General features: G+C 39.1%; 20 protein-coding genes. 7 read left to right on the top strand and 13 right to left on the bottom strand.

Translation table 11 applies throughout. The annotated features are described in order from the left end of the window. Positions 1-5 precede the first annotated feature (5 nt). The gene (locus KYJ26_RS22595) at positions 6-533 is read right to left on the bottom strand and encodes a GNAT family N-acetyltransferase (protein WP_219170230.1); all 528 of its coding nucleotides are present in this window, start codon (positions 531-533) and stop codon (positions 6-8) included. A gap of 236 nt (positions 534-769) precedes the next feature. Between KYJ26_RS22595 and KYJ26_RS22600 the strand changes: the two genes are divergently transcribed. Together KYJ26_RS22600 and KYJ26_RS22605 are read left to right on the top strand one after the other, a co-directional pair. Next, positions 770-1,324, top strand: coding sequence for an MEDS domain-containing protein (locus tag KYJ26_RS22600; protein WP_219170232.1), 555 nt, complete (start codon positions 770-772; stop codon positions 1,322-1,324). Positions 1,325-1,542: 218 nt separating this feature from the next. Continuing rightward, on the top strand, positions 1,543-1,986 hold the full coding sequence (locus KYJ26_RS22605; protein ID WP_219170234.1) for a hypothetical protein: 444 nt from the start codon (positions 1,543-1,545) through the stop codon (positions 1,984-1,986). A gap of 72 nt (positions 1,987-2,058) precedes the next feature. Here the strand turns inward: KYJ26_RS22605 and KYJ26_RS22610 are convergent, their stop codons facing one another. The 6 genes from KYJ26_RS22610 to KYJ26_RS22635 form a co-directional block, all read right to left on the bottom strand. Continuing rightward, positions 2,059-2,433 carry a nucleotide excision repair endonuclease gene (locus KYJ26_RS22610; RefSeq protein ID WP_219170236.1) on the bottom strand — a complete coding sequence of 125 codons (375 nt, stop codon included), beginning with the start codon at positions 2,431-2,433 and terminating at the stop codon, positions 2,059-2,061. A gap of 103 nt (positions 2,434-2,536) precedes the next feature. Next, positions 2,537-2,848: an iron-sulfur cluster biosynthesis family protein gene (locus KYJ26_RS22615; protein WP_219170238.1), complete on the bottom strand. Its 312-nt coding sequence runs from the start codon at positions 2,846-2,848 to the stop codon at positions 2,537-2,539. 12 nt (positions 2,849-2,860) lie between these two features. Beyond that, positions 2,861-3,748 carry a diacylglycerol/lipid kinase family protein gene (locus KYJ26_RS22620; RefSeq protein WP_219170240.1) on the bottom strand — a complete coding sequence of 296 codons (888 nt, stop codon included), beginning with the start codon at positions 3,746-3,748 and terminating at the stop codon, positions 2,861-2,863. Positions 3,749-3,881: 133 nt separating this feature from the next. Further along, a complete protein-coding gene (locus KYJ26_RS22625) occupies positions 3,882-6,038 on the bottom strand; it encodes a YhgE/Pip domain-containing protein (protein ID WP_219170242.1) in 2,157 nt (718 codons plus the stop codon). 174 nt (positions 6,039-6,212) lie between these two features. Beyond that, entirely contained in the window at positions 6,213-7,334 is a 1,122-nt protein-coding gene (locus tag KYJ26_RS22630; protein WP_219170248.1) for a mechanosensitive ion channel family protein, read from the bottom strand. Between the two features lie 133 nt (positions 7,335-7,467). Continuing rightward, positions 7,468-7,824 carry a MerR family transcriptional regulator gene (locus KYJ26_RS22635; protein ID WP_219170250.1) on the bottom strand — a complete coding sequence of 119 codons (357 nt, stop codon included), beginning with the start codon at positions 7,822-7,824 and terminating at the stop codon, positions 7,468-7,470. A gap of 92 nt (positions 7,825-7,916) precedes the next feature. On the opposite strand from KYJ26_RS22635, the gene KYJ26_RS22640 reads away from it, so the two are divergent. Both KYJ26_RS22640 and KYJ26_RS22645 read left to right on the top strand, forming a co-directional pair. Continuing rightward, a complete protein-coding gene (locus KYJ26_RS22640; RefSeq protein ID WP_219170252.1) occupies positions 7,917-8,678 on the top strand; it encodes an SDR family NAD(P)-dependent oxidoreductase in 762 nt (253 codons plus the stop codon). Positions 8,679-8,958: 280 nt separating this feature from the next. After that, positions 8,959-9,978 carry an STAS domain-containing protein gene (locus tag KYJ26_RS22645; RefSeq protein ID WP_219170254.1) on the top strand — a complete coding sequence of 340 codons (1,020 nt, stop codon included), beginning with the start codon at positions 8,959-8,961 and terminating at the stop codon, positions 9,976-9,978. 143 nt (positions 9,979-10,121) lie between these two features. Here KYJ26_RS22645 and KYJ26_RS22650 read toward each other — a convergent pair whose 3' ends face one another. After that, positions 10,122-11,516: a protoporphyrinogen oxidase gene (locus KYJ26_RS22650; protein ID WP_219170256.1), complete on the bottom strand. Its 1,395-nt coding sequence runs from the start codon at positions 11,514-11,516 to the stop codon at positions 10,122-10,124. Between the two features lie 367 nt (positions 11,517-11,883). Here KYJ26_RS22650 and KYJ26_RS22655 point away from each other — a divergent pair, with 367 nt between their 5' ends. Further along, a complete protein-coding gene (locus tag KYJ26_RS22655; RefSeq protein ID WP_257475191.1) occupies positions 11,884-12,000 on the top strand; it encodes a Fur-regulated basic protein FbpA in 117 nt (38 codons plus the stop codon). Positions 12,001-12,146: 146 nt separating this feature from the next. Here the strand turns inward: KYJ26_RS22655 and spoIIP are convergent, their stop codons facing one another. After that, the gene (gene spoIIP, locus KYJ26_RS22660; RefSeq protein ID WP_219170258.1) at positions 12,147-13,313 is read right to left on the bottom strand and encodes a stage II sporulation protein P; all 1,167 of its coding nucleotides are present in this window, start codon (positions 13,311-13,313) and stop codon (positions 12,147-12,149) included. A gap of 153 nt (positions 13,314-13,466) precedes the next feature. Continuing rightward, positions 13,467-14,942 carry a flavin monoamine oxidase family protein gene (locus KYJ26_RS22665; RefSeq protein ID WP_219170260.1) on the bottom strand — a complete coding sequence of 492 codons (1,476 nt, stop codon included), beginning with the start codon at positions 14,940-14,942 and terminating at the stop codon, positions 13,467-13,469. 204 nt (positions 14,943-15,146) lie between these two features. On the opposite strand from KYJ26_RS22665, the gene KYJ26_RS22670 reads away from it, so the two are divergent. Continuing rightward, entirely contained in the window at positions 15,147-15,380 is a 234-nt protein-coding gene (locus KYJ26_RS22670) for a hypothetical protein (protein WP_219170262.1), read from the top strand. A 99-nt stretch (positions 15,381-15,479) separates the two neighbouring features. Beyond that, the gene (locus KYJ26_RS22675) at positions 15,480-16,241 is read left to right on the top strand and encodes an AAA family ATPase (RefSeq protein ID WP_219170264.1); all 762 of its coding nucleotides are present in this window, start codon (positions 15,480-15,482) and stop codon (positions 16,239-16,241) included. 75 nt (positions 16,242-16,316) lie between these two features. Here KYJ26_RS22675 and KYJ26_RS22680 read toward each other — a convergent pair whose 3' ends face one another. The 3 genes from KYJ26_RS22680 to KYJ26_RS22690 all read right to left on the bottom strand — a co-directional run. Next, positions 16,317-16,631 (bottom strand): DUF3892 domain-containing protein, encoded by a 315-nt coding sequence (locus KYJ26_RS22680; RefSeq protein WP_219170266.1) that lies wholly within the window; start codon positions 16,629-16,631, stop codon positions 16,317-16,319. A gap of 195 nt (positions 16,632-16,826) precedes the next feature. Further along, positions 16,827-18,233: an N-acetylmuramoyl-L-alanine amidase gene (locus tag KYJ26_RS22685; RefSeq protein ID WP_219170269.1), complete on the bottom strand. Its 1,407-nt coding sequence runs from the start codon at positions 18,231-18,233 to the stop codon at positions 16,827-16,829. Between the two features lie 308 nt (positions 18,234-18,541). Further along, positions 18,542-18,738 (bottom strand): hypothetical protein (locus KYJ26_RS22690; protein ID WP_219170271.1); only part of this gene is annotated, 197 nt, incomplete at its 5' end.

Genomic DNA, 18,738 nt, shown 5'->3' on the forward strand with positions numbered 1-18,738 from the left:
TTCAGCTATCTTAATAAGTCTTTCTCCATGCGTACATCAGCCCACATTTTTTCATTCCAATAAGTAAAGCCAGGTATTCTCGCTATCTCCTCGTATCCAAGCTTTTCGTACAGCCTGTGTGCATTACGATTAAACTCAAAGACTCCAAGTTCAATCCGGAGTAGTCCCTCCTTTCTAATCTCATTCTCCAGATATTGGATAGCTTCAAACCCTATACCCTTACCTCTTCCCTCGGGTTCACCGATTGTAATGCCCAGCCAAGCAGTTCCCTTCACTTTTTTATGAAGGTGACCTGGATCGATCATGTAATTCATTTCTCCCACAAGCTTATCACCCAAGTATATAAGATAAATATGGTGAGAATTCAGTCGACTTCTTAATTCATCCAATGTCATATGTGACCGCTTTTCAAGTTCCTCCCCGTTTCGATTTGGGCGGATGAGGTGAATTAAATCCGGATGATTATCCCACTTATTCAATGTCTTGACGATTTCCGTGTCAGGATTAACTAATTTTTTGAAATGAACTTTCATTCACTTTACCTCCTTTTGATTTATCTATAGCTTCCATCAGTGGCAGTTCGTGAAACAGAGGTTTTTTGACAACTCCTATTTTCTTAAGGATGGAATGTTAATAGTGCAACTACTCAGCAATAAACCTGTATAGTTAGACAATTGATTATGTTATGCTAAATGTAACCAACCTTTTAAGGACAAGGTAAATGATTCCCTGAGGCCAAGATTTCCATTCGATTGAGAGGTGAGGATATATGGAAGTGTTAAATGAAAAATTGGAAACGTTGCACAAAGGTCATGTCTTTTATCAATTTCAGGAAGATAATGCTTATATTCGGAACCTTATGATTTTTATTCGCGCTGGTTTGGAAAATAATCAACATATGCTGATAATAGAAAGCATGAGGAATATCACAAAAGTTAAAAGTAGAATGAACATGTTGTTTACACCACAACAGGTATCATCCATCTCCTTAGTTGATAACTTTGACTACTACTTTTTAAATGGTGATTTTAACACTCAAAATATTCTCAGGAACTTCCAGAGGGATCTAACCGTTATAAAAAATTTCAATCCTTCTATTAGAACATGGGCTCACGTCGAATGGACTTCAAAAGAACCTGAAACAGCTCTCCTTAAAGAATTTGAATCAACGGCTGATGATTATGTTCTGCAGGAAGGCTTACTTTCAGTCTGCGCCTATTCCCAAAACAGGCTGTCGAATACCTTGATACTAGCACTGGAAGAGGTACATCAGTTTGTAATGACCGACGATGTCCTCAGCCTTTCGATGGCGTATAAAAGATAATAAATTACTCTTGAAGACCCGTCGATTAGACGGGTTTTTTTGATCATACTCTGCAGAGCATTTTAATAGAAGATTATATTGATCTGAATCGCCGGTATATCCTTATTTTAACATTAAACCTTTATCCGCTGTTTTTTTATTTGTTCGTTCTATCTGTGCCCTTCCTTCAGTAAGTATAACTGTAGTACATGCAATAGTTATACCTAGGAGGTGTCCTTGTGGAGGGATTCATTAATCCCATTGGGCTGAATGAAGTCATAAAGTATGATGATCTCTTTCTTGGAACGGATAACAGCACGTCCCTGAAGGCTGGGCGTATAGTACGGATAGTTTATTGGATGAAACCTGGTAAATCTTTAATTACCTATGACATACTTAATGGGAAAAAGAAATACGTGAATATTGAAGATTGCCCATCCCCTCCTTCGATTAGAAGATCTGAAATCAGCTATGTAACGCTATTTGGGTTGAATCAGTCGGTCAATATCGAAGTGGCAGGGGTGCAGAGATCTTCTGTTATCGTATCCATCAACACCATTTGGGACGATGAAGGTTATACGGTTTATTATGGGGTGACAGATCGGACGGATACAACGTACTTTGGGGTGAAAGAAGAGTTGCTTGTGAAATGGAATCCGCAATATGCTGAGTGGAATGATTAAGAAATAACACCTGCTGAATACATTCAAAAAGGGACCGTGGTCTTAGCTCAGACCAGAGTCCCTTTTTATTCTTCACTTATAAAAAACTTTATCTACGTTATATTTAGCTTGTAATTTATTAATGATATATGTCTCATATATGTCGCGATCCATTGCGTCCTCTACTATGGCTACATCGATACGGTAGACTTCGCCTCTATGATTTCGTAATGGAGACACTGTATCTTCAAGATGCTTTTTGACTCTTTGTCTCAGCTTCCTGGCCTTACCTACGAATAAAAGCTCATCATTAATATTGTAGAATAAGATGATTCCGCCCTTGTCTCTTGGAATTTCATGAAGGTCGATAAAGCCTTGTATGCTTTTGATTTTTGGTTCTTCTGAGCCTCTTGGCTGTTTGCGTTCCGTTATGGATATATCCGCTTGTGGGATTTGAATCTTAATCATGAATGTTCACGTCCTTTGTTTGCTCTAAGAGGTAATGGTAACATATAAAGGTTTGAATTACTATACAACGTTGCACTTAACGATAAAAAAAGCGAAAATCACCTTATAAATAACGTAGTCCGATACGATTGTTAAATGTTTGATTCTTGTTTTTAAATATAAAGAAATTATCTCTGAAGTCAATCGTCAGTTCATGGTCGTATGTTTCTTCGAAATGATCGTCAACGATAAACTCAAGGTTTTCGGAATTGATCATTTTTTCATAGGATGCTGGTTCTCTTCGTTCTACTACTTTCATTTCATAGACATTATCGACAATGTCGCAGCTTCCTTTATCAAATGATAATTGAATGATTTTGTCTTCGGGGATTTCGTTTAATTTCTTTTTCGCTGTCTGAGTGACTTCTAGATCCATTCGAATCTCCTCCTACTCTTTTAATGGAATGAGTATGTCTAAATGTTGCTTTAAATTCTCAATTTCTACGGGAAGCTTATCCCCTTCGTCACCATCCACATTTGCAATCATTTCATAGGTGGATGATGCTTCCAGTTTGGTTGTTTTCATATAGTGGACGTGCTCACTATCGGCTAACTCACCAGACAAAACCTTTGGAATGAGCATAAGGAATTGAGGCAATGCGATATCTTTAATGATAAATACATGAAGCATTCCATCATTAACTTCAGCATCTGGTGCTATCGTTTCCATCCCGCCCACAGAATTAGTGAGGGCCACTAGCATCAATAGGGAATCTCCTTTCCAGTCATGGTCGGATTGAACACTTAGCTCGAAAGGCTGTTTTTCTTTCATTTTCTTCATTCCTTCTATTATATATGCGAGTGGACCAAGCTTTGATTTCTGCTCGATGGGAGTGGAGAACGAAGCCTCAGCCAATGCACCCACGGCTACAATATTGATGAAGAATCGCCCATTGATCTTTCCGATATCGGTTCTCTGCACATGATTCTGTTTGAAGATATCAATTGCCTCTTCGGGATTCATTGGAATATTGAGTGCACGTGCAAAATCATTGACCGTCCCGAGTGGGATTAGGCCAATTAATGGACGATTCTCCTGTTCAGCCATTCCGTTAATGACTTCACTGATTGTTCCATCCCCTCCCAATACTGCGACAAATTCTAATTTGCCATCACACGCTTCCCTTGCAAATTCCTTAGCATCTCCTTCTCCTTTGGTCTCCCGTACTTCTGTTTCATATCCCATTTCGTTCATGGTCTTAAGAGCATGATCACTATACTGTTTCCCAAGTTCCTTCCCTGAAGATGGATTTACAATGAGCATGGCTTGCTTCACGATGGTTCCTCCCTTTGTGTATGTATTCAATTGAGGTATACCCTATTTGGAAAGAGAGCAATCCTTCTCCATAAGGAATGAAACGAAAGTAGAGTTATTAAATAGTAAAGGTTTACCCATATATATTTCTAGGTTAATGAAACAAGCCCGACTCTTTCGATTTTCTCATAAATGCTTTAGTACGCTTACTTAGTGGTCCCTTAAGGAACGCTCCGAAGAGTATAGCAAGCACACCAAAAAGTCCAAGTATCAAAATATCCCGATACGCCCTCTCCCAAATGATACCACCTACGGCTTCCCTCATGAGATCGATGGCATATGAGAATGGCAAAAAGGGATGAATCGTTTGAAAAAATGTTGGTAAAAGAGCCACTGGATAAGTCCCGCCTGCCCCTGCAATTTGCAGAACAAGCAGCACGATCGCCATCGCTTTCCCGACGTTACCAAACACAGACACCAACGTATAAACGACAATCATAAAAATGAAGCTGATGAATAATCCGAATAATATAAACCAAATTGGTTCAGCGATGTGCACTCCTAAAACATAGATATCACCAACTGTTACGACCATTGCTTGAATTAATCCTATACTAAGAAATGTTAAAAGCTTACCAAAATAGGTTTGTGGTTCTGAAAATTCATGTTCACCTAACACCTCTGTAGCTAAAAGGGAAATCAGAAGGAGCGCACCTACCCAAATGGCCAGAACGGTATAAAATGGTGTCATTGCCGCTCCGTAATTTTCGATCGGGAATAAACTGTTCTTGTTTAGAACTACTGGCTCTTCAAAAAAGCTTTTCTCAAGCGTTGGATCATTTTGTAAGAGACTAATGATTTCATTAATATCCGTTTTTCCTTGAATGTCCCTGATACGATCGGCCAACTGGCTGATTTTTTCTTTTACATAGGGATATTGTTGCATCACGCGCTGAAGGGTCTCAGTTCCTTTATCGATATTACCTTCTGTATTAGAAAGAATGCGCTGTACTTTTGGAATCGTACTCTGGATGTCTTGAAGAATCCTTCTTGCTTCATTCAATGTTCCCTTGGCTGATGCTACCTCATCCAGGACTGCCGGTTCAATCGTTTGTTTATATTCGTTTATAAAGGCATCTATTTCAGATTTCGTTTTGACAGCACGTTCTTTGATGCTGGTTATTACATTGTCCACGTCGTGTTGCTTTGTTGTAAGAAAGGCATTTAGTTTCTGCCCTTCTTGTTGAACCGTCTGTATTTCCTGCTTGACCATATCGAGCTGGGAGAGAGCTTGTTTTATTTGTTCCTGATTTTGATTTTCTTCATTATTTTGCAAAGACTTTAAGGAAGATTCAATCGTATCGATTGTTTGTATTGAAGTTGAAAGCCTCTCTTTTATTTGATTATTAATGGTTTCTGCTCCACTAAGGTCGATTTCGGATGATTGTATCTGCTGGACGAAGTCGTTCACCTTAGCAGCCATATCTTGTACGTTTTCCAAATCTTTTTGAATGCCGGGAGCGACCTTATTTAATCGGTCCTCAGCTTTCTTTAGAAAAGCGGTTGTCTGGTCAATCGTGTCGAGTCCTTGATTCGTCAAACGCTTGGCATCCGGTATCCCTCTTTGTGCTTCATCGATAATTCCTTGGGCACTTTTGGCATCTGCTAAAGATTCATTTAAGACGTCACCAATCTCTGGTAGCTTCTCATCGATCTTAAATACGTACTCTTCAAATCTTTTGATATCGGGAAGGTCCTTTTCAATCTCGATACCCAGCTCATTAAACAACTCGAAAATAGTTCCGTTTACGGTTGAAATAAATGAACTGGTGATTTTGTCAACTATACCACCTGCTCCAGATTCCGTAATTTTAGGAGCGATGGCATTAATTTTTTCATTTACGTAGTACTCCAGTCCGGCTTTTTCAGGTTGATCCTCGATGACAGTGGCTAACTTACTGGAGAAATTTTCTGGAATGATGATAACTGCAAAATAATCCCCGTATTCCACACGATCCATCGCCTTCTTCTTATCAACAAACTGCCAGTTCATGTCGTCGTTTTTCCTCAATTCCTTTACGAGATCCTTTCCGATATTTATTTCTTGTTCTCTAATTTTCGCACCATTATCTTCATTTACAATTCCAACAGGAAGCTTATCCGTCTTGCTGTAAGGATCCCAGGAAGCTTCGATGTTGAACCATGCATATAAAGAAGGTAATAGCATCAATCCACCTATCAAAAAGGCTGCAACTCCGTTTCTTGATACATTTATCATATCTCTTGAGAAAATACGCCAGATGTTTTTCATTTCAAATCCTACCTTTGTCCCGAACTTTTAGTCTGGCCCTTAGTATGCCCATCTTCTATTTCCTCACTACCACAATGATTAAATACTGGAAGTCAAAAAGAGAAGATGCCTTCGGTATAAGGCATCTTCTCCTATCATTCATCACCATTAGCATTTATTCGAAAATGGGGAAGCTCAATGTTTTTTTAATACATTTACCACTTCCTCATCTATACTCCGCAGATGAAGGTCTTGTTGTGGAAAGGGTATCTCAATTTCGTGTTCCTGAAGGGTTTTGTATATTCGAAAATGTAAGTTGCTCTTGATTAAAATGACTTTATCTGGATTCGTAATCCACACAAAGAGCTCAAAATCCAAAGAAGAACTGCCAAACCCAACAAAGTTCACAAAAGGTTTAGGCTCTAACAGAACGGTGTCGGATTCGATTTCTTCTTCTTCTGCAACCTTCAATAAAAGATTTCTCACCTGCTCAACATCACTACCATACGACACTCCGACAGGTATGACCAACCGAAGTCTCGGATCAGAATAAGAGCGATTCACTACCTGTTCTTCTAAAAAATATGAATTGGGCACAATGATATGTTCATTATCCAAAGTTTTGATAATCGTTGCTCTCATATTGATCTTTTCAACATCCCCAATCACATCGTTAACAATGACACGGTCTCCCACTTTAATGGGACGTTCAAATAATAAAATAATACCTGATATGAAATTGGATGCGATATTCTGAAGACCGAAGCCGATCCCAACTCCAATTATCCCTGCAAATACAGTCAAAGCACTTAAATCGATCCCCACCGTTGTCAAACTGATGAGTATCGCTAAAACCATAATGCTGTAATGAAAGATCTTATCGAAAGTGAATTGAAGTCCCCTATCCAAGTTGTAGCGTTGATAAATATTAGGAAGTAAATACTTCGTCATGATATTAGAGGATCTATTGGCGATAGAAATAATGAGAATGGCAATAATCAGTAAAAAGAACGTCACTTTCACATTGCCTACGGACACTATTTCACGAAACATCCAAGAGGAATTTGAGAAGTAAAATAACATAAATAACAGTATCCCGTATGTCGTGATCCAATTTAAGATATAACGTACAAGGGAGTCCATTTGGAACAAAAATTTATTATCACTATTCTTCATCCTTTTTGTGAATGATAATATGATCATTCGGATAATGAAAATGAGTGCAACGTATACCAGAAAGATTAATAGGTTCAACCAGTCGAAATGTTCAATAACTTGATACCAATCAGTTGTCATTTTGTCTATTTCTTTGTTCATTTTTTTGACACCACTACCTTTATTCTTTTACAGATAGATTTTCCCCTTCTGATTCATGTGTAAACGATGATTTAGCCATATTTCCTTTTTCATTATCCCAACCCGTACAAAATCAGGGGATTAAACCTTGTTTTCACTCACCAATAAGCCCTTTATATGCATCAATCTTCTTACTCAACATTTCATTTGTAGACAGTAGGACTTGAATCTGTTCCTGTATGTTTTTCTGATGATCCTCTAATAACGTTAGTCGATCTTTTGTTGTTTGGGGTCCTTCCAGGAACAATTGTGTATACTTCTTAATATCGGAAATTGGCATTTGTGTTTCCCTTAACTTCATCACGAAATTCAACCATTTTATGTGCGAATCAGTATAGCTTCTAATCCCTGCCGAGGAGCGGTCAGGGGTTATAATCCCTTCCTTTTCGTAGTAACGCAACGTGTGTGGATTCACCCCAAGCACTTCTGATGCTTCGCTGATACTATACATGTATGTTTCCTCCAATGAATAAACACTTGACTTAGAGTCCACTCTAACCCTTAGGATTAAATTGTACCATAACAAGTTAGGAGGAATGAAACATGAATTATACAGTCATTACGGGGGCAAGTTCGGGAATCGGATATGAAGCAGCACTTGCATTTGCAGCCCGTGGGAAAAATATTATTGCTGTTGCAAGACGGGAAGACAAATTAAACGAGCTGAAAAAAGCGATATCATCCATTTATCCAGAAGTGGATGTTGTCACAATAACGGCAGATCTATCTATAAGCGGCAACGTTTACTCATTTTATGACAGCTTAAAACCTTATGAAATTGAAACGTTTATCAATAATGCGGGATTTGGTAACTTCGATTCCGTAGCGGATCAAAACCTTTCTAAAATCCAAAGCATGCTTAGGCTTAACATCGAATCATTGACTGTGTTATCCTCCCTATTTGTACGGGACTATGAAAATGTAGCCGGCACACAGCTCATCAATGTTTCTTCAGGAGGAGGGTACACCATTGTCGCAGATGCAGTCACTTATTGCGGAACAAAATTCTATGTAAGTGCTTTTACGGAAGGACTCGCTCAAGAACTTTCTTCAAAAGGTGCACATATGAAAGCGAAGGTCTTGGCTCCGGCAGCGACTGAAACCGAGTTTGCTCAACGCTCCTTTGATGTAAACGAGTTCGAATATAATGGTACCGTCCCACAATATCATACTGCCAAGGAAATGGCACAATTCATGCTGGACCTTTATGACAGTGACAAAGTGGTAGGGATTGTGAATGGTGAAACTTACGAGTTCAGTCTGGTCGACCCATTATATCCTTATGCTAAAAGATCACGAAAATAATACCGACCATCTCCCTGCCAGATAAATATATTTTCTAAGCTCAGGATATATCCTGAGCTTTTTTCGTCGTGCTCCCCAATTCGAAAGAAATAGAAAAATTGTACAAGATACAAAAGAAATCATGACAGGTGTTCTATCAGCATTCCAAAATCAAACGTAAAAAAGTTCAATTTCTCTATTGAATGGGTTTATTCATCATTACATCAGGGTATAAGAAACATATTTGAGTTATTTGTACATATAAACAAATTCGAGACTGTTGTTGATGGGGGTATAGGGCATGCAAAAATTTGATATTGATGTGAATGGATCTCTATTTGATTGGGATTTAGAAAAAGGTTCCATAACATTTGAAAATGACGAAGTGGTTTTATTTTGGGTGAATACTGCTTTTAAAACGTTAATTGACTCCATTGAGGAAATCGCTGGCGAAAAGGAAGCGAGACTGGTGCTCGAAACAGCCGGATACCGTACAGGACTTATCGTAAGTGACTTTTACCTTGATTCCATCGGAAAGCCTGACGAGATTCTTGATAAATTACCCAACACTTACGTAACTGCCGGATGGGGAATCACAGAAATTTTATCGTACTCAATTGAAGAGAGAAAAGCCGTTGTCCAATTCTGTAACGGCTGGGAGTACAAAGTAAACATCGCCCAGGGAAAAGAGATAGAAGGAACCTTTATGCCTGGCCATTGGGCTGGTGTATTAACTGGTATATTCGGTTCCAAAATGTGGTATCGGGTACTCAAGAGTCAGATACAGGGTGATGATTGTAGTGTTTATGAATTTTTCGCATCGGATATCTCCCCTTCTTTGAACGTCAGCGCTCTTATTGAGGAACAAACAATTGCAGCACAGGAAGAATTAGAGCGTGTTACGAAGCAGCGGACTGAGATTTTATCTGAGATCATTAAAGAGATTTCTTCTCCCATTATTCCAGTGCTAGAGTCCATTCTTGTCGTTCCACTTGTTGGTCGCTATGACGAGATACGTGCTGAGGAATTGTTGAATAAAACACTTCTCAATCTCCCCCGCTATAAGGCTGAGTTCCTCATCATTGACTTGACAAGTCTCAGCCGTGTCGATGACTATACCCTATCATTTATACAGAAGTTCGTCGGGGCAGCCTCCCTTTTAGGGACCAATTGTTTACTCGTCGGAATCTCTTCTGAACTAAGCATTAGAGTGACCCAAAGTGGTTATCGGATGAATCACATTCCATGCTTTTCCCTTCTTCAACAGGGTGTGAACCATGCACTTGATCAATTAGGAATGGAAATCGTTCAAAAAGTGTAGGATAGGATTACGAAATGGAAGGAATGTGATCGTCATGCCTGATTCCATTTTTTACAACACTACATTCCTACAAAAAAGAAGGATCACGATTAATTGTGATCCTTCAATCCATTGTACAACTAATATAACTGAATCTCATGAGTTCATTTTATAATAATATCTTCAAGAATGGATTCCGCCGTTTTTTTACCGTTTTGAATACAGGCTCCAATCCCCACTCCGTAGTAAGACGCTCCTGCTAATTTCACATTAGGCATTTCGGTTAAGAGGACATCATTCAATGACTGAACGGATTGATTGTGTCCAAGGTGATAATTGGGCATCAGATTTTCCCAAGCAGTCACTTCAACCGAGATTGGTCTTGCATCGACTCCTACGCTCTTCTTAATATCCCCAAGTGCCACTTTCATCAATTCTTCTTCGTTCAATTTTTTTAACTCATCATAATGACCGTTCGAGCTCTTGTAAAAAAGTCTCACAAGGAGATTCTCGTTCCTGGATGTGTGCTTCCATTTACGACTGGTCCATGTACACGCATCACATTTTACTTCACTGCCTTTAGAGACGATATACCCTGTACCATTGGCAGGTAATTCCTTATCAGGAACATCGAAACCAAGATAGATCGATATAAGGGAGGAATTTTTTAATTTATTGAACTCAGGCTCTAATTTTTCATGTGATAATATGCGCTGAGTAACATCATGGGGTAAAGCCAATATGACGTAGTCGGCTAGAATGCTTTCATGACCATTGACTGTGAGCTCGTACTTGTTACCCACCCTTCGAAGATTCTGCGTTTCTGCACCTTTTAAAATAGTAGCATCACTGCATTTTTCTTCTAAGCGATTAATGATCGTAGATAAGCCATTTTTAAATGATATGAATTTTTTATTGGAGGAACCTTTGAATATCTGTTTATTAGCAGCTAACCCTTTGATGATACTTCCATAGTCATTTTTATAGTCCAGTAGATATGGTAGAGTAGAGGCCATCGTCAATTTGTACAAGTTACCCGAATAAACCCCGGATAAAACCGGCGCAATCTGATTTTCTACCATTTCTTTTCCAAGGAACGCTTCCAAAAATTCACCGATAGAACTTTCTTTCGTGAAATGTGTATTAATGGTCTCCAGATCCAGAAGCGCTGCTTTTTTTCCTTCTTCAGAAATTAGTGTGCTCTCATTGACTGCCGCCACACTCATAGGAATCCCGAAAATTGTATCGATGGGAATCTTATGCAATTCTCCATTTGTGTATATGTAAGATATTCCGGTTTCGTTGTATACAAGTTCTTCATGCAAATGGAGTTCATTAACCAGGGGAAGGACTCCTTCGTTACGGGCAACGATAGAATCTGCTCCTGCTTCCATGATGAAATCACCTTCCTTTACGGTTCTGATCTTACCACCGAGCGTGTGATTCCGTTCGATTAATAGTAACTCCATTTCACAATTATGTTCTCTTGACATTTTACTCAGGTGATATAAGGCTGATAAACCTGTTATCCCCCCACCTACGACGACCACTTTCTTCATTCCATTCACTCCATTAATTGCGTTTATGTATACAGACTATCATGTTTCAAAGTGAATACAAAAAAAATCTTTGACAGAAATACGAAAAATCACATTAATAAAAAGTTTTATTTATTCCATAGTAGGTCTATGTAATAGAAAATCATGCAGCTTCTATCAATCGGTTCATCCTAAAGCGGAACAAAATAAAAGAGTTCAATTGAACTCTCTTATTTTATAATACTGACTTCGTGCGGGTCCGGTTTGTAGGCTGATTCTTCATTACATCCTATAATACTTATCCAGAAAAACAGAGGAACTGTCCCGATGAAGACTCAGCAAGAGATTCTATCCGGTAGATCACTGTGCTAATTTCACAAGCATTGCATTGAGAAATGATTTAGTAAACAATTTAATAGTCCATAACTTCTTTAAAAATGGAGATAAACAACTATTCGTACTGAGCTTACAGGAACTTGAGGACGAGTATCCTACTATACATTAAGATTGTCATCCTCACAGTGATACCGGTTCATTCCATTGGAAGAATCTAAAAGAACAGCCAGAAAAGCACCAATCCAGGAAAATGGATTGGTGCTTTCCCATATCTTTATTTATATTATTGCCTATTCACCCTTACATGCACAAAAGTCATTGCGCATTGACTTCCACAGCATCTTTCTTATAATATTCAGCAAAGATCTCCGCAAAAGCTTCGGTAGAGTTATATAATTCAACCAAATTATTTTCGACTCCACCAAATTCCAAGAGCATAGCACGTTCTGTTAGATCCTGATTATAAACCCCATTCCCTTCCGCCTTTGTTTTAACGAAGACTCCACGACTGATACCTGGGTATTTTTCTTCTAATTTAGCATTTAATTCTTTCGCGATTTTCAGATTTTTTTCAAAGTTTTTATTTTCTTTGCCTACGATAAAAAATAAACGCGCATAGTTTTTACCACTAATGGTCTTGGTTGTTATATTTCTTGGTTGGGAGTCCCGATGGATATCAATTAAGTAGGTTAAGTTCTGATCTTGTGCGATGGCCTCCTGAACCAGTCCCCTTGTTAACTTATAGGATTCAAAATAGGTCCATGATTTATTTTTCAATGCCTGATTTACATCTGTCTTGTCCTGAACAGCTCCGATTCCCCGTGATTCAAGCTCTTGTTTCAGTTTTGATCCTACTGCAATCACGTTCACCTTTTCGTTTGTACTCGCAGGGTCTTTTGAATCATTGTTTTTAATCAAAGGGCTGAAAGCTTCCCAACTGTGAGAGTGATAGATAAAGACAGACTTCTCGTCAATTTCTTCCACTCCATCCCCTGAGTTATGATTTGCCTGGTCAATTTGATTCTGATCGATTTCCTGATCCTTTAGCTGGTCTTCAGTTGGCGCAGGCGACTCGTTCGGAAGATTGGTAATATCCGTTCCTTTACCAGCAACTGCGATGTGGGTATGGTAGTTCTCAATTCCCGGTATCTCACGTCCAAACAAACTTCTTGGGTCAAGGAGTGATACATTTGTTACGCTTTCCAACCAATCAAAGTCATGATCCAATGCATCCTTGTTCTCGATGCGTAATCCCGTCATTTCCTGTGACAACAGCATAAGGAATGTTTCCTTAGGCACAAGCTCGGATACGGAAGTATAAAACAAGCTGTCCACCCTCAATTTAATGGCTGTGGAAGAAATCAGCCAAACCGTTAAATACATGAGGATGATCCCTATCAATATGATCCGGATGACCGCTTTCATAGAAACGAACACTAGTGGGACTAGGCTATTATTATTTCGAGACTTATACGACATCATCAGTACCCCTATATAAAGTATTTAATAGTTAACTTTATGCAGAGGTCGGAAAGAGTAGAAGAAATTTTGTCCATTTCGGTCTGAATACCTAACGAGAATACCTGATGACCTTTTTCCCCACAGCAAAAGACAGCCATTCAGGGTCGTTAAAGATTATCTTTCATTCACTTCATAAGCTGCCCTTACCCCTGACTCAACCGCACCCTCAATCCATCCATGAAAAAATGATGTGTGTTCACCTGCAAAATGAATTCTCCCTTCAGGTGTGCGGACATATTCTCCAATGTCGGCTGCCTGACCTGGGGTGTAAAGTGTGAAACAACCTGCCGAGAATGGATTTTTACTCCAATTATATATAAAATAATTGAGGAACTCTGAGTATACACGGTTCCCATATATCTTTGATAAATCCTGCAAAACCTCATCGATGATAGCCTCTTTTGGTTTACTATTCCATAATAAAGCGTTCTGCCCCCAACTGTAACTCGCCAGCATTACCCCGGGATTATTGCTTCCCATATCATGACTTGGCATATAGGTAAATCGTGTAGGGAGATCTGAAACGATATTTCCATAGTCCAATTCTTCCCAGAAGCGAGTTCTGAACTCGATGCCCACCTTTACTGAGGGCACATTGGTCACTTCCCGGATAGCCTGCCATTTTTTGAATGAAATAGAGTTATAGGGTACTACTTCAATGAACTGAAATACGGTGAACGGGACTGTGACGATCACGTAATCGCCTTTTAATTCCTCCCGAGTGCCATCCTTTTGATTTATTGTGTGGACAGTAACTCCCGACGGGGATTGCTTAATTTGGGTCACTTTTTGCCTAAGGAAAATGTGAGACCGTATTTCTTCCATAAACGAATAAGGCAAACGATCATTTCCTCCGGTTATTTCATAGAACTTTGTTTCTTTTCTGAATATCGGAAAAATAATATCTTTTAATATATCGACAAATGAAAATTCCGGAAATCCTTCTATACCAAGAATCACATTGATCTTTCGTATTGCATTTAATGATAAAGATTTTCCAAAAGGATTATTAGAAAGAAATTGTCCCATAGAATAATTCGAGTATTTCTTTATCAAGTTCAATTGCTCTTCATGTTCACTATTCTTGTACAAATCTATAAAGGGCTTGGTCGCTTCCAAAAATAATTCAGATGCGGTTTTTCCTTTCTCATCTTCAGGAAGTGGATAGTTCAGGATATCCGGATTTTCTTCATACTGTTTTCGTGTAACCAAAATGTTATTAACTAAAAGAAGATCTCTAGGTGAAGAATTCTGAAAGGGTTGATATCGTAGATTAAACTTCCTGATATACTCAAAAACCAAAAGATGGTTATCGGGGATCCTCATTGCACCTGCTTCTAAATAATTTCCGGAGGTAAACGGTTTTCGAACTGTATATACCCTTCCTCCTATCCGTTTATTGGCTTCCAGGATCGTGACTTGATGACCGGCCTTTTTTAATAAGGAAGCTGAAACCAGACCACTCATTCCTGCTCCGATGACAATGACCTTTTTGGAAGTTGTGGGCTTTAACCCGTGACGAATAATAGAAAGCATATCATCAGGATATTTCAATTCAGAAGGGGCATCCCTGCTTAATCGATTTTCCATTTCACACCCGCCTCCTTTGTTCTTTCATCATATGAATCCCTCTAAGTATCTATACGTATGTTTCCTATGACATAAAGCACATTTTCAGTTATTTCCAGAACGCATGTTTCTATTATTACTCATCTATGTTATACTTGAAGTTCATTGGGTCTACGAGACTGTATTTAGTCAATCCCTCGAGCAAGTAGAAGGGAGACATGTTTAATGTCGCTAGAAAATATCGTAACCATGCTCAAGACTCTTAAGGAATTCAAGGAAAGTGAGATTGTTCACACGATATCTGACCATGACAACTCACCTATTATGACCGTAACGTATCAATTAGACTTGGAGCGCTTTCAAATCACTTATGTGGATACGATGAAAGTGGAAGAATTTACTGACATCAGCCTATTGGCGACTACTATAGAAAGTATTTTACTTGTGGAATCTTCATGATAATGTATAAAGAAAAGCCATTACTCTTTCTCGTAATGGCTTTTTTAGTATTTGGATTTTGATATATTATGATATGCTAAAAGTAAAAGGAGCGAGAAAATGTCTTTTTACAGTCAGCCTTACATACGAACAGTGTCCCTGAAAAGGGAAACTATCCCCTCATTTCACTCCTATCCCTTTCATATCCCAAGTATACGTTCCTTAAAGGATCTTTCCCTTCATCCGAATGTGACGTTCATCGTAGGTGAAAATGGAATGGGCAAATCCACACTTCTAGAAGCGATTGCGTTGGCAATTGGATTCAATGCCGAGGGGGGAACACTTAACTTTTCATTTTCAACGTATGATTCATACTCTGTCCTGGATCAGTATTTGAAGATAGTAAGAGGGGTGGACAGACCTCAGGATGGGTTTTTCCTGAGAGCAGAAAGTTTCTATAATGTAGCGACAAATATCGAGGAAATGGATAGTGAGCCCTTATCAGTCCCAAAGATCATAGACTCATTCGGAGGTAAATCCCTGCATGAGCAATCTCACGGAGAAGCGTTTTTTTCCACCTTTATGAATAGGTTTCGGGGGAAAGGCATCTATATCCTAGATGAGCCGGAAGCTGCACTTTCACCTTTAAGGCAATTATCCATGCTTTCCCGTATACACGAACTAGTTAATGATCACTCTCAATTTATCATTGCTACCCATTCCCCCATCCTAATGGCTTATCCATCATCTAAACTTATACAGTTAACCGACAATGGGTTACATGAAACATCCCTTGAAGATACTAGTCATTATCAGATTACGAAACAATTTTTTGATGACCGTGAACGAATGTTGCATCACTTATTAAAAGATGAAGATTGATACAATGTCTTAAAGGTCCGTCCCTCAAAAAACGAGCATAACCGCTGGAGAGTTATGCTCGTTTTTCTTTCATGCTTAAAATGAAGGAAGTTCACTAAGGTTATTCTCTTTTAATCCGTCCGGTTCACTTCGCAGTACATCCCTGCCATATCGATGAATCACATCGACATGTGCGATTTTTCCGGCTTTTGCTTCTTCTAGTGCAGTCAAATAATCCAGTTCCCTTCCGCTTTCGGTTTTGAAAGCGATAAGATCATTATCGTTATTTCTCCGTACGGCAATAATCTGTTCAGCGCCGGAAGAAAGTTCTTCAACCATCTCCGTCTTAGCCTGAACTTTTCCCTGTTGCTTATATTCTGCATAAATTTTTTCGAAGTTTTTTTCTTCCATTGAATTCACCTCCCGAACATATGTTTAGTATTTGCGTTATGACGTAGATTTATTATGTGCGCTTTAAATTGATCTCTATGTATGTTGCACGAAATGGGCAGTGTTATTATGAGGAGGTTCGTCCATTTAAACACTTTCCATAATAGTTAATCAGCTAAAAAAGAGTGCCAATCTGTCAGCACTCTAATCCCAAAATCATTTCAATTTTTCGAGAGAATCCATAAGCAATGCTTTCTGAATTTCCATGGCTTTAAGAGCATTTTCAAGATTCCTCTTGTAAACAGACAAAATGCTTTGTCCATACGTTGTTCCTGGTACAGCCCACTTACCATTTAAATCTGTCCAGTTTTTTGCAATCCCCCTGGTGACAAGTGAAAACCGTGGATCGACTAGTGGCGCTCCATTCGGGAGTGGTTTTGTGGTAGCATACGCGTATAGATGCTGAATATGTGCTAGCACGCCTTCTTCAGGTGTGGCGAATGACGCCCCATCTTTTCCAGGTCCGGTAGTCCCAATCCCTGCATAATTGTTTTGAGAAGGTTTAACTTGTCCTGTGAATCTGAAATAATTGGTTTCGTGTATGGCTTGAGCAAAAGCTATATCTCCGCGAATACCATATAGATCCCCGTAATAGATGTAGAATTTCCCCAGCATTGGTGCAGAAGGATTCACGGTTTTAACAAAATCATCTAATTGCTGGGATTGGACAATAGATGGTCCAAGAATGGAATAGTCTATACCTGGTGGCTGCGGAGGCATAGTAGGCTTTGGCGGTTCTGTTGGTGGAGGTTCTGTCGGATTCGGAACTGCCCCCTCTGTTAAGATGAAGGCATCAATTCCGATACGACTTAGAGCTTTTACTTGATCTTCTGCATTATCCCGTTTGGAAAAAGCACCTATTTGAACTCTATAATAGGTTTTACCAGACACAACCACAGTATCAATAAAAGCTTCGAATGCTCCAGCTTTCAATTCTTTGACACGGTCTTCAGCATTCTTTCGTTCAGCAAATGAGCCTGCGATGACCTTGAAGAGCTGTTTGTTACCTGACTCTTTTGCTGGAAGCGCTAGAGCTTTGGCTACTCCTTTGGCAAGGGCAGTCCCTACTGATTGTCTGAAAGTTCCATCATTTAGAAGTGCAACGTCCTTCTGATTATCGACAAATAATACTTCAACTAACACCGACGGCATTGTCGTTTCACGGAGCACATGAAAATTTGCTCTCTTCTTTCCCCTATCTGTAACATTATATGGTTTAACGGCTGCCATCACTTCATCGTGGATAATGCCTTGATATGATAAAGTTTCTGACGGCACGCTTCCATTGTAAACATAGCTTTCAAATCCAGTCCCTCCTCCCGCATTGTGGTGAATGGATAAATAAAAATCCAGATTCGAACGATTGGCAAGGTTGGATCTATCGGACAAGGATAAGGTTTGGTCACCAGTTCTAGTCATCAATACATTCACATTGTATTTCGACACCAAAAAATCTTTGACAACAAGTGCCATCAAAAGATTGAATTTCTTTTCTTCATTTCCTTTATAAGTGGCACCTGGATCTGACCCTCCATGTCCTGGATCAATCATGATGGTTTTCAATTAACATCCTCCTAAGAGCTTGACATATAGTACTATATTCACATATGGACAAGCATGCTTGGACATTATCCTATCGGAACCACTTACCCATATAAAAAAAGGTTCCCCGCTAATGAGCAGGAAACACTTTTCTGTACGTACGTTTCTATTTTTATGGAGGGGACTTTCTTATAGGGTTCTTTTATCTTTATCTCTATTGTATTTCGAAATCCACGTTCTTATTCACTTTATTCATTATCATTGAATTACTTGACCGGCGGAGTTTCATACTGTGATCGCTTCAATTTTTTCAGTATGAATTGTTGATCTTATAACCATTGTTTCTTAATTCCTACATGGGGTCTGAGGGTCGCCCCAAACTGTGCAGTATGCTGATTCGAGAGGGAAGGAGATCCCAGATCAAAATTGGCATGAGTTACGGATGGACTCTGAAAAAGATATTGTAGTATTTTTCTTGCCAATGCATCACCTCCATAGAACACTTTATGTCGAAAGTGTCTGGATG

Source organism: Rossellomorea orangium, assembly GCF_019334305.1.
Taxonomy (GTDB): domain Bacteria; phylum Bacillota; class Bacilli; order Bacillales; family Bacillaceae_B; genus Rossellomorea.